The sequence below is a fragment of the Nocardia salmonicida genome, assembly GCF_036142455.1.
Lineage (GTDB): Bacteria > Actinomycetota > Actinomycetes > Mycobacteriales > Mycobacteriaceae > Nocardia > Nocardia salmonicida.
This window is the reverse complement of record NZ_CP108014.1, coordinates 5,675,579-5,698,806: the sequence shown is the minus strand read 5'-3', so window position 1 is coordinate 5,698,806 and position 23,228 is coordinate 5,675,579. Positions and strand designations below refer to the sequence as shown.

Here is a 23,228-nt window from a genome sequence, read left to right as displayed (position 1 = left end):
GGAGGGTTCATGAGTGAAAACACCGCGTACAGCGCGTTGCTTGCGCAGGCAAAGGCGGGCGAGGTCTATCTGAACGACGAAGCTGCGGCGTTCCACATGTTCAAGGCGTGCGATGACCGACTTGCCGATCTGCAAGAGATCCTGGTTGTCACCCGTCGGGTCCAAAGCGTCACCGGGTTTGGGGACTTCCAGATCGGCAAGGATCTCGAGAAGAAGTTCCTCCTTCAGGCGACTGGAGACCAGAACTCGATCGATGCCGTGGTGAGGAAAGACATCGAAGCTGTGCAACAGTTGCGCGAGGTCTTCTCCATCTCCTTCAAGCGCATCGCAGGCAAGGACATCGAGAACGCCAACGCCCTCGACTACATCACCGAGCAGGTGAGCTGACATGACCGGCATGCAGAGCATCAGCGGCATCGACCTGTTCGGCAACCTCCGCGACTTCGTCATGTCCCCGTTCTCCGGCGACGACGGCGAACTCGACAGTTCAGACATCGCTGATATTCAGAACCAGTACAACGCTCAGCGTGACGGCAACCGACGGAAAGCAGGCGACCTCGGTTTCGATGGCGATTACCGCCCCACCGTGGTGGCGAAAAACGATGCCTTTCCTGGGACCGTCGCGGAACTACGCGACAAGGTCGACAAGATTGATCTCGATGCCGTAAATGGCTTGATCGGCGCATGGAACGAAATCTCCACCCGCAACAGCACGTCCCTCGATGAGTTCCGCAAGCAGATAGCCCGAGGCATGTCCCCCGACGTCTGGGCAGGTTCCGCTGCGAGCGCGGCCGCGCAAACCGTTGCGGCATATGACACTACGGGAAAGAAGGTCACCGCCGCCGCGGCGCTCACCAGCACCAAACTGGACGAACTCCGCACCGGCCTCGAGCCGACAAAACGCCTCGTCCCCCACGAGCCCGAGCACCGCAGCGGTCTCGACAATGTCGGAGCCCTGCTCACCGGTCGTGGGTGGCGCAATGACGATGTTGCGCAAGAGAACGCGCGAGTCGAGGCCGTCCGTATTCTCCAAACTGTCTACGCCCCGGTGATTTACGAATCCGACAACAAAGTCCCGGTGATCCCCATTCCGAAAACCATCGAAAACGGCGGCGGCGAACCCGAAACGAAGGGCAGTACAACACAATCCACCACTCAGGGTTCGACGACGCAGCCCACCACGCAGCCCACGGCGACGCAGCCCACCACGCCGGCGTCGACCACTCCCATCACTGACCCGGACGACACCGACGACTCGACAACCGATTCGACCACCCCCGAATCGACCAGTCCCCAGTCGACGGAGCCGGGTTCGACCACCCCCGCCTCGACCACCCCGAGCTCAACCGTCCCCGGCTCGGGCTCGACTTCCGGATCACCCAGTGGCACAGGCTCTCCCGGCGGCGGATCGCCAGGCGCGGGCACGCCGGGCACAGGCACTCCCGGCGGTGCGGTACCGGGAAGTCCGACGGCTGCCGGCACCACCGCGGGCCGCGGCACCGGCACGGGATCCGGCACAGCGGGCCGCTCCGGCACGCCCGGCATGATGAGCCCCGGCGCGGGCAAGGGCGGCGGCAAGGACGACGAATCGACCAAGGGCATCCCTGACTACCTCATCACTCAGGAACACGGTGACGAACTCACCGGTCTGGACACCCTGCCCAAGATGGTCCCGCCCGTCATCGGCGCCGACTAGTCGCCAATCCTGATGGAACAGAGTAGATCTCCCGTGCGTACCTGGCTTTTTACCGCGTTAGATTTCCGCACCCTGTGGGAAGCCGCGGGCCGCGATGTCCTCCCGTACCCCCTGCATCACCGCCACACCGATGTCGAAACCCAGGCCGAGGTCCTGCGCCTGCGCAGCAAGGCCGCCGAGAACCTGATGGCCGAGTTCGACAGCGATCTCGACCGCGCCATGGCCGCCCTGCTCGCCCCGCACGCCCGTGTCGAAGTCGCGGGCGCGTCCAAGGGCGTCAAAACGATCCGGGCCCACGGCGGCGCCCGCGACACCTACGCCTCCCTCGCCGTCCAAGCCCCCGGCGACGAGACCAACCCCGGCGACATCACCCTCCACCTGTTCGACCCAGATGCCCTGGCTGCCGCCGTCCTCTCCACCCTCCCCAAGGTCGCCCCCGGCAAAGGCCGCGAAATCCGAGTCACCGCAGCCGAACTCGCGGCCCCCCGCCCCGACGTCCGCGACCGCTGGAACCCCACCCCCCGAGAACAACTCGAATCCTTCCTGGCGAAACCCACCACCACCCTCACCCACATCGGCGTCTACGCCCACGCCAGCGTCGACAACCGCCACACCGAAGGCCGCGACGATTTCCAACTCCACGACATCCCCGGCGACGGCCGCTACGTCTTCTACGGCGAAACCACCTTCATAGCCAAACCCACCACCCCCACCCGAATCAAAACCACCCTCGCCACCATCCTCGCCACCACAGCCACCAAGGCCCGCACCGGCACCTACCGCCCCAACTGACGGTGAGCGCTCGTCCGGCATCGCGGAGGGGCAGCCCAAGCCGCAATGTGCCGCGAATCAGATGGCGAGGACGGTCTTTCCGCGTGCGCTGCCCTGGCCGAGCACGGCGGGAGCAGCCTCCAGCGGCACCGTTATCTGCACCGGAACGACCACATCACCAGCGGCCACCCGGGACAGCAGTCGGCTCAATTCCGGTGAGCGGCCTTTGGATTCGAAGTTTCCTCCGGTGATCTCGCGGTCGCGCAGGCCGGCTTCGTCGGCCGCCCAGGTCGTCGAGTAGGCGTGTCCGCCGCGGCGGACGAGGGTGGCGTGGGAGGCGAAATCGCCTGCTGAGCTGATCAAGTCGAACAGGACGTCGATGCCGTCGGGGTGGGTGAAGCGGACGGCGTCGGTGACGTTGGAGTCCTGGCGGGAGGCCGGGTCCGGGTCGACGAAATTCGGGTCGGCGGGGCGGGCCTGGGTGTAGTCGACGGTTTCGGCGGCGCCGAGGCGCGCGACCTGGTCGGCGGCATCGCCTCGGGCGGTCGCGATGACATGGGCGCCCGCGATATTGGCCAGCTGAACGAGAAACGACCCGACACCGCCCGTCGCGCCGACGATCAGCACCGTGTGGCCGGGTTGGATATGCGCGGCGTCGACCAGATCCTGGGCTGTCACGCCGGCGACCGGCAGCGCTGCCGCTGCCACCGTGGTGACGCCGTCGGGGATCGGGACGAGGGTCGCGTCCTCGGGGACCGTGGCGTACTGCGCCCAGCTGCCGTGTCCCGCGGGCGCGGTCAGGAATTTGCCGACTACTTTGTCGCCGACCGCGAACTTGGTGACGCCGGCGCCGATCGCCGAGACGGTGCCCGCGCCGTCGACGCCGAGGATCATCGGGAAGTCGGTGGGCATCTTGCCCTTCAGGATGCCGTCGGCCATCTTCAGGTCGAACGGGTTGACCCCGGCCGCGTCGAGCGCCACTTGAACCTCACCGGGCCCCGCGGCGGGGACCGGTACATCGGCGAGCTCGGGTGTGGCGCCGAACTTCTGAACCACGATCGCGCGCATGGGGGTGAACTCCTCGCATCGGGGGTGAGCCGGGCATCGCAATCCTAGGCGGATAGCCGTCCGACATGCAGTGATTGGTCGTCTTCGGTGGTGTCGCAGCGTAGCGTGAAGCGCGGATCCGAAGTCCGCTGAAAGTTTTAAGAGTTGAGCGGAACAGACTCAACTTTGTGAGCGTTGAACTAGTCGATATCGGACACACACAAGGGAGATTCGTGGACTCGTTCAATCCCACCACCAAGACGCAGGCGGCCTTCACCGCCGCCCTTCAGGCCGCCGCGGCGGCGGGCAATCCGGAGATCCGTCCGGCACACTTGCTGGTGGCGTTGCTGGATCAAACCGACGGCATCGCCGCACCGTTGCTCAAGGCCATCGGGGTCGATCCGGCGACAGTCGAACGTGAGGCAGGTGCCCTCGTCGACCGTCTGCCGTCTGCCACCGGCGCCACCACCAAACCACAGCTGGGCCGTGAGGTACTGGCCGCGATGACCGCCGCCCAGCAGCTCGCCACCGAGCTCGGCGACGAGTTCGTCTCCACCGAGAACCTGCTGGTCGGGTTGGCTGAAGGCGCTTCGGATGTCGCTCAGCTGCTGCGCAAGCACGGCGCCACCCCGGAGGCCCTGCGCGACGCGTTCACCGCTGTCCGCGGCGGCACCGGCCGGGTCACCAGTGCCGATCCGGAAGCCAGCTACCAGGCGTTGGAGAAGTACTCCACAGACCTCACCGACTTGGCCCGCGCGGGCAAACTCGACCCGGTGATCGGGCGCGACACCGAGATTCGGCGCGTGGTGCAGGTGCTGAGCAGGCGCACCAAGAACAACCCCGTGCTCATCGGCGAACCCGGCGTCGGCAAGACCGCCATCGTCGAAGGTCTGGCGCGACGCATCATCGAAGGCGATGTGCCGGAGTCGTTGCGCAACAAGAAGGTTGTCTCCCTCGACCTCGGTGCGATGGTGGCGGGTGCGAAGTATCGCGGTGAATTCGAGGAGCGGCTCAAGGCCGTGCTCGACGACATCAAGAACAGCGCGGGCGAGATCATCACCTTCATCGACGAACTGCACACCATCGTCGGTGCGGGCGGCACCGGCGACTCGGCGATGGACGCGGGCAACATGATCAAGCCGCTGCTGGCCCGCGGCGAGCTGCGCCTGGTCGGCGCGACCACCCTCGACGAGTACCGCAAGTACATCGAGAAGGACGCGGCGCTCGAACGGCGATTCCAGCAGGTGCTGGTCGGCGAGCCATCGGTGGCCGACACCATCGGCATCCTGCGCGGCATCAAGGAACGCTACGAGGTGCACCACGGCGTGCGGATCACCGATTCCGCGCTGGTGGCGGCCGCGACGCTGTCGGACCGCTACATCACCTCGCGATTCCTGCCCGACAAGGCGATCGACCTGATCGATGAATCGGCGTCGCGCCTGCGGATGGAGATCGACTCGCGTCCCGTCGAGATCGACGAGATCGAGCGGGCGGTACGGCGCCTCGAGATCGAAGAGGTGGCGCTCGAGAAGGAGACCGACGCTGCGTCGAAGCAGCGGCTGGAGAAGCTGCGCCAGGAATTGGCCGACGACCGCGAGAAGCTCAGCCAGCTCACCACCCGCTGGCAGAACGAGAAGAACGCCCTCGATTCGGCGCGCGGGCTCAAGGAGCAGTTGGAGGCGCTGCGCGGGGAGTCGGAGCGGGCAGAGCGCGACGGTGATCTCGGCAAGGTCGCCGAGCTGCGGTACAAGCGCATTCCCGACCTGGAGAAGGAGCTCGCCGACGCCGAAAAGGCCAGTGCCGCAGCGTCCGACGGTGAGGTGATGCTCAACGAGGAGGTGACTCCCGACGACATCGCCGATGTCGTCTCGGCGTGGACCGGGGTGCCGGTCGGCCGGATGCTCGAAGGCGAGACGGCCAAGCTGCTGCGGATGGAAACCGAGGTAGCGGGGCGCGTCGTCGGGCAGGAAGAGGCGGTGCAGGCGGTCTCCGACGCGGTGCGCAGGGCGCGTGCCGGTGTCGCCGATCCGAACCGGCCGACGGGCTCGTTCCTGTTCGTCGGACCGACCGGCGTCGGCAAGACCGAGCTGGCGAAATCGCTGGCGGACTTCCTGTTCGCCGACGAGCGCGCCATGGTGCGTATCGACATGAGCGAGTACAGCGAGAAGCACTCGGTGGCCCGCCTCGTCGGCGCGCCGCCCGGATACGTCGGCTACGACCAGGGCGGCCAGCTCACCGAAGCGGTGCGCAGGCGGCCGTACTCGGTGGTGCTGTTCGACGAGATCGAGAAGGCGCACCCGGACGTCTTCGACATTTTGTTGCAAGTTCTCGACGAAGGCAGGCTCACCGACAGCCAGGGTCGCACGGTCGACTTCCGCAACACGATCCTGATCCTCACCTCCAATCTCGGCGCCGGTGGTGACCACGATCAGGTGATGGAGGCGGTGCGCCGCGCGTTCAAGCCGGAGTTCATCAACCGGCTCGACGATGTGGTGATGTTCCACGCGCTCGACGCGAAGCAACTGGAATCGATCGTCGACATCAACCTGCGTCAGCTGCAGAAACGGCTCTCGCAGCGCAGGTTGACCCTCGATGTCACCGAGGAGGCCAAGCAGTGGCTCGCCGTGCGCGGCTACGACCCGGCCTACGGCGCGCGACCGCTGCGCAGGCTGATCCAACAGGCCATCGGCGACAGCCTGGCCAAGGAACTCCTCTCCGGTTCGGTCGCCGACGGTGACACCGTCAAAGTGAGTGTGGACAACGCCACCGACAAGCTCGTCGTCGAACGCGAAGTTGTCCACAGCTCGTGATTTGTCCACAGCCCGGTGCGTAGGGACCTCCCAAACGCGCCGGGCTGTCCTACCCTGGAGCCCATGACGAACCCGAACGATCCGTGGGGGCAACGCCCGGAGGATTCGCCGACCGAACGGCTGGGTTCGCCGGGCTCCGACTCGACCACGCCGTACAAGGGCAATTCGTTCGACGAGTGGGGGCAACCGTCGAACCCGACGCAGGCGTTGCCGCCGCACGACGCGCAATGGGGTCCTTACGAAAGTGGTTACCCCGCGGCTCAACCCCCGCCGCAGCAGGCGCCGCCCGGCTACGACCAGGGCTATCCCGCCGGGCCGCCACCGGGTTATCCACCGCGTCCGCAGGATGGTGACCAGGAAGAACCGCCCAAACGCCACACCGGGTTGTGGATCGCCCTCGGCTTGGGCGTGCTGGCGTTGATCGCGGTCGGTGGGGTGCTGGCCGGGCTCGTGCTGAGCGGCAACGGCTCGAACGACAACACCGCTTCGGCACCGACGTCCACGCAACCGTTCGCCCCGCCGACGTTGAAACAGACCACGCCGGGCGCGCCGCCGAGCACGAGCGGACTCCCCGGTTTACCGGGCCTCGGCGGCGGCGAAGACCTCGGTGCCACCATGGGCAGCATCACCGCAAATACCGGCACCGAGATCACCATGAGCACCCTCGGCGGATCCGACGTTCGGGTGCTGATCGACGATGCCACCCAGGTGATCTCGCTGACCAGCACTAAGGCGAGCGAGCTTCCCGTCGGCGACATGGTTATGGTGCAGGGCGACAAGAACCCAGATGGGTCGATCCACGCCAAGATCATCATCAGTACGGCGTTGCCGGGCGGCCCCCGATGAGCGACCCGCGCGTCGAATCCCCGGTGCTACCGGGCAATCACGGCGACGGCTGGATAGGCTAGGCGACGATGACGGCTATGTGGTTCGGGTTAGCAGCGATCGCACTCGTGGGTGCGGTAGTTCTGCTGTATTTCGATCGGGTCCAGCGGCAGCGCACCGGACACGCGAGACAGGTGTGGGCGAAGTCCCAGGGCTACACCTACGTGTCGGTGGAGCCCGCCCTCGCCTCGACGTGGCGTCGTGGCGCGCTGGCCAAGCTCGGCTACCTCTCGGCGGTCGATGTGGTCTCCGGTATTCGCAAGGGCGAGAAGTTCGTGCTCTTCGACCTGGAGGACGCGGCGACCCTGGTGGCCGTGCGCCGCCAGATCGGCTCCGAGATCGACGTCGACATGCGGCTCAAGACCGCCGCGCCGCCGAAGGACCACGATCTGGAACTGCTCGGTGCCATCGGCGACCGGGTCGTGTTCGCCACCGATCCGGAGATCGCGCGCCACGCGGTAGATCAGCGGATGGTGGGCTTCATCGAGTCGCTGTCCGACACCGTGCAGATGCTGTGGAGTGAGGGCAACTGGACTCTCGGCATGCTGCCCGTCGGCAGTGGATCCAAGGACTGGGAGACCGCGATCGACGTGGTGCTCCGTCTGTCCGGGCTGCTGCACGTGCTGCCGCCGGTGGCCGAGCCCAACGAATACAACCGCCCGCGCTCGAGCGCCAATCTGGCGCCGGGCTTCCGGCCCGAGTACGACGAAGACGACGAGGAGCGCGAATTCGCTTCGGAGCGTGACGAATTCGCCGACGCCGAAGAGCGTGGCCGCGCCCGATTCCCCGGCCCCGACGAACTCGAGGCCGACGACGAGCCCTACGTCACCCGAGGCGCGGCGGCACGCCTGCCCGAGACCGACAAGCCCTACGACGGTCGTGGCGCCGCGGCCGGCATCGACGACGCCGAGCGCCCGCGCGGCGCTGCCGCCCGCCCGGACGACGACTCCTACGGCGGCGGCCGACCCCGCGACGATCGCGCCCCGATCGGCGGCCGTGCCCCCGCACTGCCCGCCGATTACGACCCCGATCTCGACGACCCCGAATTCGAAGACCAGCCCGCACCCGGCCGCCGCCCGCTCGGCGAACCGCCCAAGCGCCCGTCGCTGGCCGTGGTCCCCGAGCCGCGTCCCCGCACCGAGCCACCGCTCGACGACGCGGAACCGGGTCGGCCGGGCGGGCCGTTCCACCCGGGTTTCCGCCCGTACCAGGGCCCCGTACCGAAGTGATCCACCTGCCGCGGTAGTCGTCGCGGCACCTTCCTCGACCGGAATCGATCTGCGATGACCGATAGTCCTCTGCGCCTGCCCGGCGTACACCGCCCCGTCGCGATGATCACCGGACCGACGTCCGGCATCGGGCAGGGTTTCGCCCACCGCCTCGCGGCCCTCGGCTACGACCTGGTTCTCGTGGCCAGGAACGAACAACGACTACGGGAGCTCGCCGACGAGCTGGCCCGCCGTTTCGCCACCTCGTCCGAGGTTCTCGTCGCCGACCTGGCCGATGACGACGACCGCGCCCGTGTCGCCGCCCGCGCCGCGAGCGGCATCGAATTTCTCGTCAACAACGCGGGGTTCGCGCATTCGGGTGAGTTCTGGACGCTCGAGCCCGCTGAGCTGCAAGCCCAGCTCGACGTCAACGTCACCTCGGTCCTGCAACTCACCAGGGCGGCCCTGCCGCCGATGGTCGCGGCGGGCGCGGGTTCGATCGTGAATGTGGCGAGCGTGGCCGGGTTGATCCCCGGACGGGGGTCGACCTACTCGGCCTCCAAGGCCTACGTCGTATCCTTCACGGAGGGTTTGGCGGGTGGACTGGTGGGCACCGGTGTTCGCATCCAAGCGCTGTGCCCCGGATTTGTGCACACCGAGTTCCACGAGCGCGCCGGCATCGAGATGAGTTCCCTGCCCAAGCGCCTGTGGCTCGACGTCGATCAGGTCGTCGACGGGTGCTTACAAGATCTGGACTCCGGCCGGGTGATCAGCGTGCCCGGCGTGCAGTACAAGGTGCTCACCGCGGTTGCGGGCTTCGTCCCGCGCACCCTGGTGACCCGGATGAATCGCGGACTCTTCAACGCACGCGGAAGGACATGACTTAGATGATCGACCAAGCACGTCAGGCGCTCACGAAGGCCGATCGCGACCAGCTGGCCACCCTCGTGCGCGAGCTCGCGGTCGTGCACGGCAAGGTGACGCTGTCCTCGGGCAAGGAGGCCGACTACTACGTCGACCTGCGCCGCGCGACCCTGCACCACCAGGCCGCCCCGCTGATCGGCTCCCTGCTGCGCGAGCTCGTCGCCGACTGGGACTTCGACGCCGTCGGCGGGCTCACCATGGGCGCCGATCCGGTCGCGATGGCCGTGATGCACGCGCCGGGCCGCCCGATCGACGCGTTCGTGGTCCGCAAGGCCGCCAAGGCGCACGGCATGCAGCGCCAGATCGAGGGCCCCAACGTCGTCGGCAAGCGGGTGCTCGTCGTCGAGGACACCACCACCACCGGCAATTCGCCGCTCACCGCGGTGCGCGCGCTGCGTGACGCGGGCGCGATCGTGGTCGGCGTTGCCACCGTCGTCGACCGGGAAACCGGCGCTGACCAGGTGATCGCTGAGGAGGGGTTGGAATATCGATCCATCCTCGGCCTCGACGATCTTGCCCTGGGATAGCCTGAACAACGCCGAACCCGGACGACGACGTGGTCTGTCCGGACAGTCTGAAGGACGTGTGAGTCACCTGTGGTGAGCATTGCAGTAAACAAAGGTCGCGACAACGTTGCGATGCTCGGGATCGGTGCCTACCGTCCGCAGCGCATCGTCACCAACGCCGAAGTGTGCGAGACCCTCGACTCGACGCCCGACTGGATCTTCGAGCGCACCGGTATCCACAACCGTCGCTGGATCAGTGGCGACGAGACGATCCGGTCGATCTCCGTGGCCGCGGGTGAGCGCGCACTGAACAACACCCCGATCGATCGAAGCAAGATCGGCGCGGTCATCCTGTGCACCTCGAGCTGGCTCAAGCTCACCCCGCACGGAGCCCCCTCGGTGGCCTTCGACCTAGGGCTCAACGGTGTCGCCGCCTTCGACTTGACGTCCGGCTGTGGTGGCTTCTGCTACGGCCTCGGTGTCGCCGCCGACCTGATCCGTGCCGGTTCGTTCGACTACGTGCTGGTGATCGGCGCCGAGACGATGACCGTCGGCCTCGACCCCACCGACCGCGGCACCGCGATGATCTTCGGTGACGGTGCGGGCGCTGTGGTCGTCGGCCCGGCCGAGGACAACGGCATCTCCCCGACGGTCTGGGGCAGCGACGGCGAGAACGCCGAAGCCATCGCCCAGGACGTCGATTTCCTGGCGTACATGAACAAGGCCCAGGCCCTGCAGGGCACCGATCCGGCGGTCGAGGCCGTCGGCCGGATGTCGCTGCACATGGAGGGCCCGAAGGTCTTCCGCTGGGCCGCGGTCACCCTGCCGCGCGCGCTCTCGGCGGCGCTCGAGTCCTCCGGCGTGGCCAAGGAGGACATCGAGGTGTTCGTCCCGCACCAGGCCAACGCCCGGATCAACGAGCTGATGAAGAAGAACCTCGGCCTGGCCGAGGGTGTCCCGATCGCCAACGACATCGAGAACACCGGCAACACCTCCGCCGCCTCGGTGCCACTGGCGATCGAGGAAATGCTGGTCACCGGTAAGGCGAAGGGCGGTCAGCTCGCGCTGCTGCTCGGCTTCGGCGCGGGTCTGAGCTACGCGGGCCAAGTCGTCACCCTGCCGCCCGCCCCGAAGGAACCGAGCTTCTGACATGCGAAGGCTGCGCGTCGCTTACCTGGCGGCGGCGGCGGTCACCGTGTTCGGTGCCGTCACCGGCCGCGACCGCCTGCAATGGGTCGCCAAGCCACTGCTGATGCCGCTGCTCGCCGCCGACACGGTGACCAGCGGCGTCGAGCTGGATCCGGCCGAGCGTCGGTTGCTGCTCGGCTCGTTGGCCGCGGCCACCGTGGGTGACGTGCTGCTCCTTGATCCCGACGACGACCGCCGTCTCATCGCGGGCGCGTCGTCGTTCGCGGTCATGCAAACCGGCTACTCCCTGCTGTGGTGGAAACGGGGCGCTCGCCCGCGCCCTGAGATCGCCCTACCTCGAGTGGTGGCCTGGGTCGGCGCTGCGGGCCTGCTGCGTGCCAAAGCTCCGAACCTCGTCGTCCCGCTCACCGCCTACGGTGCGACGTTGGGCACGGCCGCGACGCTCGCTTCGGATCCAGCTCTCGCCCCGGATGCGAAAAACATCGCGGGCCTGAACATTCCGAACGCGGACCCACGCAGCGGCTACGGTCTCGGCGCCCTGCTGTTCACGATTTCGGACGGACTGATCGTCCTGCGCCGCCTGTTCGCCCGCGACGATCGCACCCGCCGGATCACCGAAGGCGCCATTCTGGCCACCTACACCGCCGCGCAATACCTGCTCACGGAGCCGCCGCCCCAGCACCGCTGATTTCTGGGAGGCAGCGCCGTCACATGGCGCTTACTTCTGTGTTGTCGCGATGCAACACCTCGCGCGCACGCTTCCTAGATGAGCGGGGAAGCGCAGTTCATCGAGGTGCACGGGTATCGCCGGGCGTTCAGGATGGCCGGAACCGGTCCGCCGCTGCTGCTCATCCACGGCATCACCGACAGCTCCCTGACCTGGGCGCCGGTTTTCGACGCGTTGGCCGAGCACTACACCGTGATCGCGCCCGACCTGCTCGGCCACGGTGATTCCGATAAACCGCGTGGCGACTACGCCGTGGCGGCCTATGCCAACGGCATGCGCGATCTGCTCAGCATCCTCGGGATCGAGCGGATCACTGTCGTCGGGCACTCACTCGGCGGCGGGGTGGCCATGCAGTTCGCCTACCAGTTCCCCGAGAAGGTGGAGCGGATCGCGCTGGTGTGCCCGGCCGGGATGGGCGCGGGTGTGCATCCCGCTTTCCGGCTCGCGACGCTGGCAGGCGCGGGCCCAGCCCTGAAGGCGATCACCAGTTGGCCGGTCCGCACCGCGGTGCGCGCCGCGATTCCGGTGGTGACGGCGGCGGGTGGACTCGGCCTCGGCCCCGACGCCGAATACGTGCTCAGCCTCTACGGCCACCTCTCCGACGCCGGCGCCCGCAATGCCTTTCTGCGCACCATTCGCGCCGCGGCCGACCGTCGCGGCCAGACCATCACCATGCTCGACCGCGGCTACCTCGCCGCCCACCTCCCGACGCTGGTCGTCGGCGGCACCCGCGACACCGTCATCCCGTCGGGTCACGCCGATCGCGCTCACCGCGCCTTCCCCGGCAGTCGCATCGAAATCTTCGTCGGCGCAGGCCATTTCCCCCACCACTTCGACCCGACCCGCTTCGTCGAACTGATTCTCTCCTTCATCGAGGAGACCGAGCCCGCGGTCTTCGACCCCCTCCGCTGGCAGCGCACTCTCCGCCGCGGCCGCCCGATCGTCGGCCTCCCGTCACCCACACCGTCGAACGCACCCGTGCCGTCGGTCGAGCCCGCACCGTCGGTCGAGCCCCCGCCCACGAACACACCCGCGCTCACAGCACCAGGATGATCCGATCGCGGTCCTGCGGGTCCACCCGAATCGGAACCGTCTCTCCCACAACCATTCTCGCCTTGTGTACCGGCATCACATCCACCACGATCGTCCCGTGGTAGCTCTCGGCCCCCGGCACCGTGAGCTCCACATCGAACTCGGTCAGTTCACTCGCGTGATCGGTCCGACTCAACGGATGCACCCCATCGATCCGCGCCCACCCCTCCAGCCCGTGCTTGCGCAGCTGCCGATCCGCCCGCGTCGGCATAGAAGCCCACGCCATCGCGATCCCGCACGCCGAGCCGAACAACCCGACCATGATCATCACCTGATACGGCAGGGTCCCCGGCGGTGCGTGGGGAGCCAACCACGCCAGCCACACCGCGAGCGCGATCAGATACCCCGCCACGACGCCGACCAGCGCCCGCGATACCCGCTCATGATCCATCTCGCTCACCACCCGAAGTCGGTGTTCTTCCAGGGTAAGCGCCCTGCGGCCGCCGCGATTACCCTTGGTCCATGAGCTATCCGCCCCAGGGCTATTACCCGCGCCCGCCGGAGCACCCCGAGTCGACGACGGTCCTCATCCTCGGCATCCTCGGACTGGCCCTGTGTGGCCTGTGTGCCCCGTTCGCCTGGGTGAAGGGGCGCAAGGTCGTCGCCGAGATCGATGCCTCCGGCGGGCAGCTCGGTGGCCGCTCGCAGGCCAACGCCGGCTACATCATGGGCATCGTCGGCAGCTGCGTCCTCGGTGTGTCGATCCTCGTCGTGGCCGGTTCGGTACTGCTGCTGGTAATGACGGCCGATTCTTCGACCTACTGAGCTCCCACCTAGCATTGCCGGGTGAATGAACCAGAGGTCGCGGGCCCGACCGAGTGGGGCGAGCACCCGCACGGCCTCGGTCCGTGGGAGCAGGAATACGACACTCCCGCCCCTGCCGACGCCCGCTATGACCCCGTCCTGCTGGCCGAAGGCGACCGCCGCAATGTCGTCGACGCCTACCGCTACTGGACCCGCGAGGCGATCGTCGCCGACATCGATGCCCGCCGGTTCCCCTTCCATGTGGCCATCGAGAACTTCGGCCACGACGCCAATATCGGCACCGTCGTGCGCACCGCAAATGCCTTCGCGGCGGCGGCGGTACACATCGTCGGCAGGCGGCGCTGGAACCGCCGCGGCGCCATGGTCACCGACCGCTATCAGCACCTCGTCCACCACAGCGACCTCGCCGAACTGCGTGAATTCGCCACGCGCGAGGGTCTGACGGTTGTTGCCGTCGACAATGTGCCCGGCGCGGTCCCGCTGGAAACAGCCGATCTGCCGCGCAACTGCATGCTGCTGTTCGGCCAGGAGGGCCCCGGCGTCAGTGATGACGCGAAAGACGCAGCGGCCCTGACTGTTTCGATCGCCCAGTTCGGATCTACCCGCAGCATCAACGCCGGTGTGGCCGCGGGCATCGCCATGCACGCCTGGATCCGTCAACACGCCGACCTGTCCGCGGCCTGGTAACGGAATGGGCACGGAATGTCGGTACCACCTGGCACCATGGAGCCATGACCTCGCGCAGCGGCCGGCGCCCCCAGCCCACTGATCGCGCCGGATCCATGCCCACCCCGGCGCTGTGGTCCGAGCGTGCCGATATGGCCGAGTCCGCGATCATCTCGCGGCATCTGCGAATGCTGTGGGGTTGTCCCGGAACGGAATTGGGTGTTGTCGGCTGGCCGGCGACCCGCCGCGAACGGGGCTTCGCGGGCTGGCACTACTGGTGGCAGGCCCACCTGCTCGATGTGGCGGTCGACGCCGCCAATCGCGTGCCCACCCCCGCCCGGCGCAGGCGCATCGGCGCGATCGCCCGCGCCATCCGGCTGCGCAACCTCACCGGCTGGACCAACCGCTACTACGACGACATGGCCTGGCTGGCCATCGCACTGGAACGCGCCGAGCGCACCCAGGAACTCACCTCGGCCCGCAGCGGCCTGCTCGCCCTGGAACAGAAGCTCTACAGCGCCTGGGAACCCGAGGTCGGCGGCGGCATTCCATGGCGGATCAAATCGGACTTCTTCAATGCCCCCGCCAACGGCCCGGCGGGCATTGCCCTCTTGCGCCTCGGTCGCGTGGAGCGCGCCCGCGAGATGGCCGACTGGATCGACGCCACCCTCCGCGACTCCGAATCCGGCCTGATCCTCGACGGCATCCACCTACCCTCCGGTGAGATCGAACGTCCGGTGTTCAGCTACTGCCAGGGTGTCGTCCTCGGCCTGGAAGCCGAGCTCGCCGTGCACACCGACGACGACGAACGTCATATCGAACGGGTCAGTTCACTGCTGGCCGCGGTGGAAGAACACATGACCACCCGCCTGGTGATCAACGGCGGCGGCGGCGGTGACGGCGGCCTGTTCAACGGCGTGCTGGCGCGCTACCTCGCGGTGGTCGCCCTGATGTTGCCGGGCGAGGGCAAGCAGGCCGAAACCGATCGGCGCACCGCCGCTGCCATCGTCAAAGCCTCGGCCACCGCCGCCTGGGCCAATCGGCTCGAGGTCGAGGGCGAGCCGCTGTTCGGGTACGACTGGTGCAAACCGGCCCGGCTACCCGGCGGCACGGCGGGCGCGGGCAAGTTCACCCCGGGCGGTTCGGTGACGGCCTCGGCGGTGCCGGAACGCGACTTGTCCGTGCAGCTGGCCGGCTGGATGCTGATGGAAGCGGCCTACCAGGTCAGCGCGGCCGGGCTGTAGCTCAGCGCTCGGCGTCGCCCGCGATGCTCGGCTCGAGGTCGTAATCGTCGACCGGCCGCGCCATCTCCTGGCGATAGTGCCGGATACCGAGGAGGGTGCCGATGATCAGACCCACGATCAGCGTGCCGATCACGACGGGCATCAGCCACGGCACCTGCTCGAGGAACTCGCCCGCGTAATACCCGATCAACAACAGCACCGGCGCCCAGATGACCGCGCCGAGCGTGCTGGCGACGGTGTAGCGCCGGTGATCCATCCCGGCCGCGCCCGCCACCATCGGGCACAGCGTGCGCACCCACGGAATCCAGCGGGCCACCAGCACCGCCAGGAACCCGTGCCGTTCGAGCAGACCGGTGACCTTGGCCAGATTCTTGGTGTTGATATAGCGGCCGTTCTTCCGCGCCACCAGGCGATGCCCGGTACGCGCCCCGACGACATAGCCCACCTGATTACCCGCGATCGCCGCGAGCATGGTGCCCACCGACAACGCCCAGACCTGCGCTTCGCCATTGGCATGCGAGGCGAGCACGATGCCCGCGGTGATCAGCATCGAATCACCGGGCAGGAACAGCCCGATGATGAACGCACATTCGAGAAAGACGAAAACGAGCACCACCGTGCAGACCACAGCGGGGCCTGCCGAGATCAGCGGATCGAAGCTGCCCATAGCGAGGGTCGACGGTACTGCGGTCACAGGGATCAGTGCGTCTCGTTCGTCGAAGCAGCCAGCTCGCCGCTCTGGGCCGACGCGGCCGGTGCGTTGCGGCGCTCGAGCACCTTCTTACCGACCGTGATGATCGCGGGCAGGATCGAGACGAACACGATCAGCAGGAAGATTCCCTCGATGTGGTCGCGGATGAACGGCACATTGCCGAGGAAGTAGCCCAGAATCGTGACGCCGCCACCCCACAGCACCGCGCCGACGATGTCGAACGCCACGTACTTGCGGTAGCTCATCTGCGACACACCGGCCAGCACCGGCATGAACGTGCGCACGATCGGCACGAACCTGGCCAGGATGATGGTCTTGGGGCCGTGTTTTTCGAAGAACTCGTGCGTCTCGGTGACGTAGTGCTTCTTGAAGAAGCGGCTGTCTTCCTTGTTGAAGATGGCCGGACCGATCTTTCGGCCGATCCAATACGCACACTGGTCGCCGAGGAAGGCTGTGAGAATCACCAACGGTACGAGGACCCAGATCGAGAGGGTCGAGCCCGGTTGCGCGGCGAGCATGCCGCCGGTGAACAGCAGCGAGTCACCTGGCAGCAACGGGAACAGCAAACCGGTCTCGATGAAGACAATCGCCAGGATGGCGGGCAGCACCGCGTTCGCGAGCCAGGTCTCCTGGAGTAGATACATCGGGTCCAGCAACTGGGTCAACGCAAGGTTGGTCGTCACCGCATCGGATACCGCCAGCAAAGTCACGGCCCCCACAGTACCGGTCCGATCTGTGACACGAGTGCCCTGCGGGTGAACCTCGGCCCACCGGGTGATCTCGCGTTCGTCTTCCTAATTTAGGGTGTGGCCTGACAGAATTGGTTTTTGCTCCCCACAAGACGGAGGTCACTGCTGTGCCTATCGCGACCCCGGAGGTCTACGCCGAGATGCTCGGCCGGGCCAAGGCGCACTCGTTCGCATTCCCGGCTATCAACTGCACCTCGTCGGAGACGATCAACGCCGCCATCAAGGGCTTCGCCGACGCCGGCAGTGACGGCATCATCCAGTTCTCCACCGGTGGCGCCGAATTCGCTTCGGGCCTCGGCGTGAAGGACATGGTCACCGGCGCGGTGGCGCTGGCCGAGTACGCGCACGTCATCGCCGCGAAGTACGACGTGACGATCGCGCTGCACACCGATCACTGCCCCAAGGACAAGCTGGACACCTACGTGCGTCCGCTGATCGCGATCTCGCAGGAGCGCGTGAACAACGGCCAGAACCCGCTGTTCCAGTCGCACATGTGGGACGGCTCGGCCATCCCGATCGACGAGAACCTCGAAATCGCCAAGGAACTGCTGAAGGCCTGTCAGTCGGCCAACATCATTCTTGAGGTCGAGATCGGTGTCGTCGGCGGCGAGGAAGACGGCGTCGAGGCCGAGATCAACGACAAGCTCTACACCTCGCCCGAGGACTTCCAGAAGACCATCGAGGCGCTCGGTGCGGGCGAGAACGGGCAGTACCTGCTGGCCGCCACCTTCGGCAACGTGCACGGTGTGTACAAGCCGGGCAACGTGGTGCTCAAGCCCGAGGTGCTGGCCGAGGGTCAGCGCGTAGCCGCGGAGAAGCTGGGCCTCGAGTCCGGTGCGCAGCCGTTCGACTTCGTCTTCCACGGTGGTTCGGGCTCGCTGAAGTCCGAGATCGAGGACTCGCTGCGCTACGGCGTGGTGAAGATGAACGTCGACACCGACACCCAGTACGCCTTCACCCGCCCGGTCGCCGGTCACATGCTCGCCAACTACGACGGTGTGCTGAAGATCGACGGTGAGGTCGGCAACAAGAAGGTCTACGACCCGCGCAGCTACCTGAAGAAGGCCGAGACCTCGATGGCCGCGCGCGTGACCGAGGCCTGCAACGACCTGAAGTCGGCCGGACGCTCCGTCAGCGGTTCCTGATTTTCGCACCAACAAACGGGGCCCGAGCTCATGAGTCTTGATGTCCGTGTGCTCGGGCCCGTTCGACTGCTCGTCGGCGGCGAGCCGGTAGCGGTCGGCGGGCCCAAGCCGCGCGCTCTCCTTGCCGCGCTCACCGTCAACCGGCGGCGCGCGGTGTCTTCTGCTGTGCTTGCCGAGATGGTATGGAACGAGGATCCGCCGGATTCCTACGCCGCCAGCCTGCAGGTGTTCGTGTCGAATATTCGCAAGGCACTGCGCAACGCGGGGATCGATTCGGCGCAGGTGTTGCGGACCGAGGGCGCGGGGTATCGGCTCGAAATCCCCGACACCGCCTGTGATCTCGGCCGGTTCGAGAGTGCGCGCGAAGCCGGTACGCGGTGTTTGGACGTGGGCGACCACCCCGGTGCCGCCAATCTTTTCGGTGCGGCACTGCGGGAATGGACCGGGCGGGCGCTGGCCGATCTGGCCGGATTGCAGTTCGCCGACGGTTTCGCCACCGCGATGAACGAGGAGCGGCTGCTCGCCGTCTCCGCCCGCGTCGACGCTGAAATCGCCTGCGGGCGCGCTTCTTCGGTGATCGGCGAGCTGGTGTCGATGACCAACGAACATCCGCTGCGCGAGCCGCTGTGGGGCCAGCTGATCACCGCGCTGTACCTGTCCGGGCGGCAGGCCGATGCGTTGGAGGCTTGCCGTCGGGTGCGTGGTGTCCTCGCCGAGGAGCTGGGCATCGATCCCGGAGCCGCATTGATCGAGCTGGAGCGGCAGGTTCTGCGGCAGGAGCCGTTGAATGTGTTGGCTTCCAGGCGGTCTGATCAGGTGGCCGCGGCGATGACCGAGACTGTGACCGAGGTTCCACAGTCGATCCGGAACGGCAATCTGCGATTCGCCGATGGGCGTACGCTGCCGATTCCGCACGGGGGGATCCGGATCGGCCGGATGACGGACAACGAGCTGGTGCTCGATGATCCGAAGGCCAGTCGGTATCACGCACACATCATGCCCAGCCGGGCCGGGTTGTTGATCAAGGATCTGCACTCGGCCAACGGGGTTTATGTCAATGAGGTGCCGATTGATAGCGGTGCGTTGTTGGCCGATGGGGATGTAATCCGTATCGGTGGGACCGTTTTGGTGTTCATCGCCGTGAAGTAGGGGTGTCCGCGGCCTCGAGGGTGCAGGCCGCGGACACGGGGTATTTATCGGGGTTACGTCAGGCGGATTTCGGCTGCTGCTCGGCCGAAGAGCTTGCGGCCCTCGGAGATTCCGCTCAACAGGACTGTTGCCGCGCGGCGGTCGGAGTCTATCGACTTGATCTTTCCGGAGAACTCGATGACGCCTGCCTCGGCGGGGGGAACCGGGACGAATCCCGAGAAGCGGACGCTCAGCTTCTCGATGGCGGTGGGGTCGCCGAGCCAATCGGTCAGGTACTGCGCGGCCAGGCCCATGGTGAGTAGACCGTGGGCCACCACGGTGGGCAGGCCCGCAAGTTCGGCTGCGCGATCGCTGAAGTGGATCGGGTTGGGGTCGCCGGAGACGCCTGCGTAATTGGCCAGGTCGCCGCGGGTCAGGCGGGCGGTGGCGGGGGGAAGTTCGGTTCCCTTTGCCAGAGTGTCGAATTCGGGGGTGGTGTTGACCGCTACGGTTTCGCGCTGGGGGAGGGCGGGGGCGGGGCCGGTGAGGCGGATCAGGGGGTCGCCGGTGCCGTCGCCGCCGACGGTGTCGGGGTGCGGGTGCATGCTGATGTTCTCGACGGCCTCGACGATATTGGGGTCCACCTCGACACCGCGGCGGGCCACGATCATGGTGGTGCCCTGCACGGCGACCTGGCCGTGCTGGTTGCGCAGCGTGAAGCCGACGTTGATGAAGTCGTTGTCGCTGAACTGGCGGATCGACTCGATCTCGAGCTCGGTGCTGATCCGGTCGCCGGCCAGCATCGGCTGGAACAGCTCGAACACCTGGTCGGTCTGCAGCACCTGCGACAGGTCGTACTCGCTGAGCACGCTGTCGAGCAGGGCGCGGGTGGCCGTCATGCCGATCACCGAGGCGAAGGTCGGCGGGGCGATCACGCCGTCGTAGCCGAGCTTGCGCGCGTCGACTTCCTGCTGATGGGCCGGGTGCAGGTTCTGCACCGCCCTGGCGAATTCTCGGATCTTCTCGCGGCCGACTTCGTAGTGATCGCGGAACCCGAAGCGCCGACCGACCGGTGTCGCATCCGGGACCACAGCATCGATGTCCGGCTGCTCCACTGTCTGTTCCCTGCTCATGATCCAGAAAACTTACTTGTTTACTGGTCTGGATCACCAGTTATGTGTGACCCGTCATAGCAGGCAGAAGTGCCCACTAGGACGGGTCGAGGCACGATCAGGGGGTACCCGCGGGATCACACACCTTCCAGCTACCGTCGGTGCGCTGCAGGTCGAACGTCCGCGCGGTCCGCTTCGACGGATCCGCCGAGGTGTACACCGTGGCCTGAGCCAGCGCGGTGTCGCCGGTGATCCGCACCGCGTCCACACTGTCGACGACCGGGATGGAACCGCGCTCGGTCGAGACTTCGTGCACGCCCTTGAACTGTTCGGCGGTGATGCCCTGATAGAACGTGTGCAGCTCGCCGCACGTGCTCGCCCGCAGGTCCTCCAGGTCACCGCTGCGCAGCGCGTCGGTGTAGTCCCCGATCACGGCCTTCACCTGGCCCTCGGGCGAATCGTCGGTGCCGCCCATCAACGCCACGACTGTCGCGATCAAGGCGACGACCAGCACCGCGGCACCACCGGCGGCCAGCAGCCATTTTTTCGACTGCTTCGCGCCGGGTTCGGCCGGGGCCTCGCCCTGCGCCCCGATGCGCTGGGGCGGCGCGACCTGCCGCTGCCCCTCCGCCAACTGCTGCGCGGGTCTAGTGGGCTGAATGTCGGCAGGCGAAGGCGCCGATCCACCCGTCCGCTGCGGCGCACCCGGCCCGCGCGGCGGTGAAGGCTGAGTCTCTTCGACCCCCAGCTGCTCCGCACCGCGCGGACCCTGCGGGCCGGGGCCCGTCGGACCCTGCTGGCCGAGTCCCTGTTGTCCCGAGCCGACCGGCGCCTGCTGCCCCGGTCCACCGGGCCTGGGGCCGACAGGTCCTTGCTGCGGACCGCGCGGCGGCCCTTGCTGACCCGGGCCCGCCGGCCCGTGTTGCCCCGGACCGGCAGGGGACTGGCCCGGACCGGCGGGTCCGAGCTGGCCGGGCCCCGGCTGTCCGGCCTGCCGTGGTCCGGCCGGACCACGCGGCGTATTCGGCGGCGGAGTCATCGCCGGCCGTCCACCGGCGGGCGGCACCACCCGATCGGTCCCACCCGGACCGGCGGTCTTCGCCCGCTGTACCGGCATGGCGGTAGTCGGCGAATCCGCAGACGCCACCTTCATCGCCACGGTCTGATCCTCGGAAGAGGGGCCGTTGCCCGTCGGCTTGCTCGTGCTGAACTTCTCTGTCGCCTCGACGTCGACCGGCTTGTCGTCCCGCGAGGCCGCCGCTGCAGCCTCGGACGAATCGGCGTCGGGCACTTCGGCCGAAGCGGCAGTCGGGTCTTCTTCGGGCTCTGCCGCCGGGGCAGCACTGCGAGTGGTCTCGGACTCCTTCGAATCAGCCTCGGCCGCAGTCTTATCGGTGTCGCTCGGGGGCGCACCGCCGTCCTGCACGCGGGTGCCGGAGTCGCCGTCGGCCTTCGGGTCCCGAGCTTCCGACTGCTCGTCGGATCCGTCGGTCCCTGCCGCTACCGCGGCACCTGCGGCCGCACCCGCCGCCGCGGCAACCGAGCCGAGTTCGGACTTGTCGCTCGGTGCGGAGGCATTGTCGTCCGCCGCGTCTGCTGGGTCGATGGTGAGATCAGCCCGGCTCATCGCGGCCGTCGGTACATCCGCTTGAGCCGACTTCGCTTGGTCGCCACCTATTTTCACCGTGCTGTCATCCGCCGAGCCACGTCCAGCCGCCGGACTCCGCCCGGGAATCGACATCGCGGTCGTCGGTGCGTCCGGGCCCGCGAGATCAGCGTCCTGCTCGGCACGAGGCGCGGAGCTCGGAGCGTCCGGCTTGCCGCCCTGATTCTTGCCGGGTAATCCCTTCGCCAGCCCGGCCAACGGCGACCCGGCACCGGCCGAATCCTGCTCCGGTCCTTGCTCTCCCGGCCGCCCCGCAGGGGCGTTCCCTTGCCGACCGACCGGTGCCGGTCCGCCGGGTCCGCTCACACGCGGAGCGCCGCCCGGTCCGGCAGGGCGCGGTCCCGCGTTACCCGGCCCGCCTGGCTGCCGAGCACCGGGCGCGCCGGCAGGGCCGCCTCCTACTCGTGGTCTACCAGCCTGCGAGCCCGGTCCACCATTGGGCCCGCGTCCACCGCCTTGCGACGGCCCGCGTCCCGCTTGGGGTCCGTTCACCGGGCCGGGCCCACCGGCCGGAGCCCCGGGCCGTGGTCCACCCTGGCCCGGATGCTGTTGTGCACCAGGCGCGTTGCCAGGTCGACCCGAAAATTGCTGTGCGCCGGGCGCATTGCCCGGCTGTCCCGCGCCGGGGCCGCTACCCGGCCGCGAACCACCTGGCGTGAACCCTGGCCGACCCCAGGACTGCTGAGCCCCCGGACCCGAAGGCTGTTGTCCACCAGGTGTATTCCCCGACCGCGCGGAGCCCTGCCCCACACCGGGTGCGGCGCCGCCCGGTCGTCCACCGGCGGGATTGCCCTGCGGAGCCCGAGATCCACCCTGCGGGGATCCGCCCCCATTGCCCTGCGCGCTTGCTCGAGGTCCATCCGCACCGGGGCCACCCGAGCGCTGCGGACCACCGGGCTGATCACCCTGCCCCGCGGCAGGGGGCGTCCCACCGGAACGAGCGTCCTGCACGCGCGCGGCATCATCGGGCTGACGCGGCAGATCCCCTCGCCGAATCACCACCGTCTGGTCCGCACTCACCGGCGCCCTCGTCGCGCGGTCCGGCTCGGTGACCGACTCCGGTGCGCCGGGAGGAGACGCGGACGAATCGTCACGCTGGCCGGGCGCGCCGGGACCGGCAGACTTTGCTGCCGGGTTGTTCTCGTCGGTCGGGTCGGACACCTCTGTACCCCTCGCTCAGGCTCGAACGTTGCACTCTGCGCTCAGCCTAATAGGCACGGACGCGA

The 23,228-nt window shown here is 67.7% G+C and carries 22 protein-coding genes; 16 read left to right on the top strand and 6 right to left on the bottom strand.

What is annotated here, in order from left to right; translation table 11 throughout:
• Positions 1 to 9 precede the first annotated feature (9 nt).
• Genes OHS03_RS26730 through OHS03_RS26720 form a run of 3 tightly spaced genes read left to right on the top strand, consistent with a single transcriptional unit; the run spans position 10 to position 2,488 of the window.
• Positions 10 to 387: a hypothetical protein gene (locus OHS03_RS26730; protein WP_328657885.1), complete on the top strand. Its 378-nt coding sequence runs from the start codon at positions 10 to 12 to the stop codon at positions 385 to 387.
• Position 388: 1 nt separating this feature from the next.
• The gene (locus tag OHS03_RS26725) at positions 389 to 1,696 is read left to right on the top strand and encodes a hypothetical protein (RefSeq protein WP_328657883.1); all 1,308 of its coding nucleotides are present in this window, start codon (positions 389 to 391) and stop codon (positions 1,694 to 1,696) included.
• A gap of 33 nt (positions 1,697 to 1,729) precedes the next feature.
• Positions 1,730 to 2,488 carry an ESX secretion-associated protein EspG gene (locus OHS03_RS26720; RefSeq protein ID WP_328657880.1) on the top strand — a complete coding sequence of 253 codons (759 nt, stop codon included), beginning with the start codon at positions 1,730 to 1,732 and terminating at the stop codon, positions 2,486 to 2,488.
• Positions 2,489 to 2,545: 57 nt separating this feature from the next.
• Here OHS03_RS26720 and OHS03_RS26715 read toward each other — a convergent pair whose 3' ends face one another.
• Entirely contained in the window at positions 2,546 to 3,535 is a 990-nt protein-coding gene (locus tag OHS03_RS26715; RefSeq protein WP_328657878.1) for an NADP-dependent oxidoreductase, read from the bottom strand.
• 212 nt (positions 3,536 to 3,747) lie between these two features.
• Between OHS03_RS26715 and clpB the strand changes: the two genes are divergently transcribed.
• The 8 genes from clpB to OHS03_RS26675 all read left to right on the top strand — a co-directional run bounded on the left by clpB (position 3,748) and on the right by OHS03_RS26675 (position 12,776).
• A complete protein-coding gene (clpB, locus tag OHS03_RS26710) occupies positions 3,748 to 6,324 on the top strand; it encodes an ATP-dependent chaperone ClpB (protein WP_328657876.1) in 2,577 nt (858 codons plus the stop codon).
• Positions 6,325 to 6,387: 63 nt separating this feature from the next.
• On the top strand, positions 6,388 to 7,170 hold the full coding sequence (locus OHS03_RS26705) for a DUF5666 domain-containing protein (RefSeq protein ID WP_328657874.1): 783 nt from the start codon (positions 6,388 to 6,390) through the stop codon (positions 7,168 to 7,170).
• A gap of 107 nt (positions 7,171 to 7,277) precedes the next feature.
• Positions 7,278 to 8,438 (top strand): TtfA family protein, encoded by a 1,161-nt coding sequence (locus tag OHS03_RS26700; RefSeq protein ID WP_328657872.1) that lies wholly within the window; start codon positions 7,278 to 7,280, stop codon positions 8,436 to 8,438.
• Between the two features lie 54 nt (positions 8,439 to 8,492).
• Entirely contained in the window at positions 8,493 to 9,299 is an 807-nt protein-coding gene (locus OHS03_RS26695) for an SDR family NAD(P)-dependent oxidoreductase (RefSeq protein WP_056823407.1), read from the top strand.
• 5 nt (positions 9,300 to 9,304) lie between these two features.
• A complete protein-coding gene (gene pyrE / locus OHS03_RS26690; RefSeq protein WP_056823404.1) occupies positions 9,305 to 9,868 on the top strand; it encodes an orotate phosphoribosyltransferase in 564 nt (187 codons plus the stop codon).
• A gap of 69 nt (positions 9,869 to 9,937) precedes the next feature.
• Entirely contained in the window at positions 9,938 to 10,996 is a 1,059-nt protein-coding gene (locus OHS03_RS26685) for a beta-ketoacyl-ACP synthase 3 (protein WP_056823401.1), read from the top strand.
• A gap of 1 nt (position 10,997) precedes the next feature.
• On the top strand, positions 10,998 to 11,684 hold the full coding sequence (locus OHS03_RS26680; protein WP_062991710.1) for a lysoplasmalogenase family protein: 687 nt from the start codon (positions 10,998 to 11,000) through the stop codon (positions 11,682 to 11,684).
• Positions 11,685 to 11,762: 78 nt separating this feature from the next.
• On the top strand, positions 11,763 to 12,776 hold the full coding sequence (locus OHS03_RS26675) for an alpha/beta fold hydrolase (RefSeq protein ID WP_328657870.1): 1,014 nt from the start codon (positions 11,763 to 11,765) through the stop codon (positions 12,774 to 12,776).
• Here the strand turns inward: OHS03_RS26675 and OHS03_RS26670 are convergent.
• Positions 12,760 to 13,206, bottom strand: coding sequence for a hypothetical protein (locus OHS03_RS26670; protein ID WP_056823391.1), 447 nt, complete (start codon positions 13,204 to 13,206; stop codon positions 12,760 to 12,762). The two genes, OHS03_RS26675 and OHS03_RS26670, sit on opposite strands and share 17 nt — an antisense overlap.
• A 71-nt stretch (positions 13,207 to 13,277) precedes the next feature.
• Between OHS03_RS26670 and OHS03_RS26665 the strand changes: the two genes are divergently transcribed.
• The 3 genes from OHS03_RS26665 to OHS03_RS26655 all read left to right on the top strand — a co-directional run bounded on the left by OHS03_RS26665 (position 13,278) and on the right by OHS03_RS26655 (position 15,490).
• Positions 13,278 to 13,580, top strand: a complete 303-nt coding sequence (locus tag OHS03_RS26665; RefSeq protein ID WP_328657869.1) for a DUF4190 domain-containing protein — start codon at positions 13,278 to 13,280, stop codon at positions 13,578 to 13,580.
• Between the two features lie 21 nt (positions 13,581 to 13,601).
• The gene (locus OHS03_RS26660) at positions 13,602 to 14,267 is read left to right on the top strand and encodes a TrmH family RNA methyltransferase (RefSeq protein WP_328657867.1); all 666 of its coding nucleotides are present in this window, start codon (positions 13,602 to 13,604) and stop codon (positions 14,265 to 14,267) included.
• A gap of 95 nt (positions 14,268 to 14,362) precedes the next feature.
• The gene (locus OHS03_RS26655) at positions 14,363 to 15,490 is read left to right on the top strand and encodes a glycoside hydrolase family 76 protein (protein ID WP_328664412.1); all 1,128 of its coding nucleotides are present in this window, start codon (positions 14,363 to 14,365) and stop codon (positions 15,488 to 15,490) included.
• Between the two features lies 1 nt (position 15,491).
• Here the strand turns inward: OHS03_RS26655 and OHS03_RS26650 are convergent, their stop codons facing one another.
• Together OHS03_RS26650 and OHS03_RS26645 are read right to left on the bottom strand one after the other, a co-directional pair.
• Positions 15,492 to 16,157: a DedA family protein gene (locus OHS03_RS26650; RefSeq protein ID WP_328664410.1), complete on the bottom strand. Its 666-nt coding sequence runs from the start codon at positions 16,155 to 16,157 to the stop codon at positions 15,492 to 15,494.
• 32 nt (positions 16,158 to 16,189) lie between these two features.
• A complete protein-coding gene (locus OHS03_RS26645) occupies positions 16,190 to 16,846 on the bottom strand; it encodes a DedA family protein (RefSeq protein ID WP_056824144.1) in 657 nt (218 codons plus the stop codon).
• A 212-nt stretch (positions 16,847 to 17,058) separates the two neighbouring features.
• Between OHS03_RS26645 and fbaA the strand changes: the two genes are divergently transcribed.
• Both fbaA and OHS03_RS26635 read left to right on the top strand, forming a co-directional pair.
• Positions 17,059 to 18,096 carry a class II fructose-bisphosphate aldolase gene (gene fbaA / locus OHS03_RS26640; RefSeq protein WP_328657865.1) on the top strand — a complete coding sequence of 346 codons (1,038 nt, stop codon included), beginning with the start codon at positions 17,059 to 17,061 and terminating at the stop codon, positions 18,094 to 18,096.
• Between the two features lie 30 nt (positions 18,097 to 18,126).
• Entirely contained in the window at positions 18,127 to 19,245 is a 1,119-nt protein-coding gene (locus tag OHS03_RS26635) for a BTAD domain-containing putative transcriptional regulator (protein WP_056823376.1), read from the top strand.
• 53 nt (positions 19,246 to 19,298) lie between these two features.
• Here the strand turns inward: OHS03_RS26635 and OHS03_RS26630 are convergent, their stop codons facing one another.
• On the bottom strand, positions 19,299 to 20,357 hold the full coding sequence (locus OHS03_RS26630) for a fused (3R)-hydroxyacyl-ACP dehydratase subunits HadA/HadB (RefSeq protein WP_328657862.1): 1,059 nt from the start codon (positions 20,355 to 20,357) through the stop codon (positions 19,299 to 19,301).
• Positions 20,358 to 20,454: 97 nt separating this feature from the next.
• The gene (locus tag OHS03_RS26625; protein ID WP_328657860.1) at positions 20,455 to 21,963 is read right to left on the bottom strand and encodes an Rv0361 family membrane protein; all 1,509 of its coding nucleotides are present in this window, start codon (positions 21,961 to 21,963) and stop codon (positions 20,455 to 20,457) included.
• Positions 21,964 to 23,228: the final 1,265 nt, after the last annotated feature.

Excerpts from the sequence above, each read along its gene's own strand:
- OHS03_RS26670 (WP_056823391.1), bottom strand. The coding sequence starts at position 13,206 with ATGGATCATGAGCGGGTATCGCGGGCGCTGGTCGGCGTCGTGGCGGGG.
- OHS03_RS26630 (WP_328657862.1), bottom strand. The coding sequence starts at position 20,357 with ATGAGCAGGGAACAGACAGTGGAGCAGCCGGACATCGATGCTGTGGTC.
- OHS03_RS26665 (WP_328657869.1), top strand. The coding sequence starts at position 13,278 with ATGAGCTATCCGCCCCAGGGCTATTACCCGCGCCCGCCGGAGCACCCC.
- OHS03_RS26625 (WP_328657860.1), bottom strand. The coding sequence starts at position 21,963 with ATGAGCCGGGCTGATCTCACCATCGACCCAGCAGACGCGGCGGACGAC.
- OHS03_RS26680 (WP_062991710.1), top strand. The coding sequence starts at position 10,998 with ATGCGAAGGCTGCGCGTCGCTTACCTGGCGGCGGCGGCGGTCACCGTG.
- OHS03_RS26725 (WP_328657883.1), top strand. The coding sequence starts at position 389 with ATGACCGGCATGCAGAGCATCAGCGGCATCGACCTGTTCGGCAACCTC.
- OHS03_RS26695 (WP_056823407.1), top strand. The coding sequence starts at position 8,493 with ATGACCGATAGTCCTCTGCGCCTGCCCGGCGTACACCGCCCCGTCGCG.
- OHS03_RS26675 (WP_328657870.1), top strand. The coding sequence starts at position 11,763 with ATGAGCGGGGAAGCGCAGTTCATCGAGGTGCACGGGTATCGCCGGGCG.
- OHS03_RS26705 (WP_328657874.1), top strand. The coding sequence starts at position 6,388 with ATGACGAACCCGAACGATCCGTGGGGGCAACGCCCGGAGGATTCGCCG.
- OHS03_RS26730 (WP_328657885.1), top strand. The coding sequence starts at position 10 with ATGAGTGAAAACACCGCGTACAGCGCGTTGCTTGCGCAGGCAAAGGCG.
- OHS03_RS26650 (WP_328664410.1), bottom strand. The coding sequence starts at position 16,157 with ATGGGCAGCTTCGATCCGCTGATCTCGGCAGGCCCCGCTGTGGTCTGC.
- OHS03_RS26635 (WP_056823376.1), top strand. The coding sequence starts at position 18,127 with ATGAGTCTTGATGTCCGTGTGCTCGGGCCCGTTCGACTGCTCGTCGGC.
- pyrE (WP_056823404.1), top strand. The coding sequence starts at position 9,305 with ATGATCGACCAAGCACGTCAGGCGCTCACGAAGGCCGATCGCGACCAG.
- OHS03_RS26645 (WP_056824144.1), bottom strand. The coding sequence starts at position 16,846 with ATGTATCTACTCCAGGAGACCTGGCTCGCGAACGCGGTGCTGCCCGCC.
- OHS03_RS26655 (WP_328664412.1), top strand. The coding sequence starts at position 14,363 with ATGCCCACCCCGGCGCTGTGGTCCGAGCGTGCCGATATGGCCGAGTCC.
- OHS03_RS26715 (WP_328657878.1), bottom strand. The coding sequence starts at position 3,535 with ATGCGCGCGATCGTGGTTCAGAAGTTCGGCGCCACACCCGAGCTCGCC.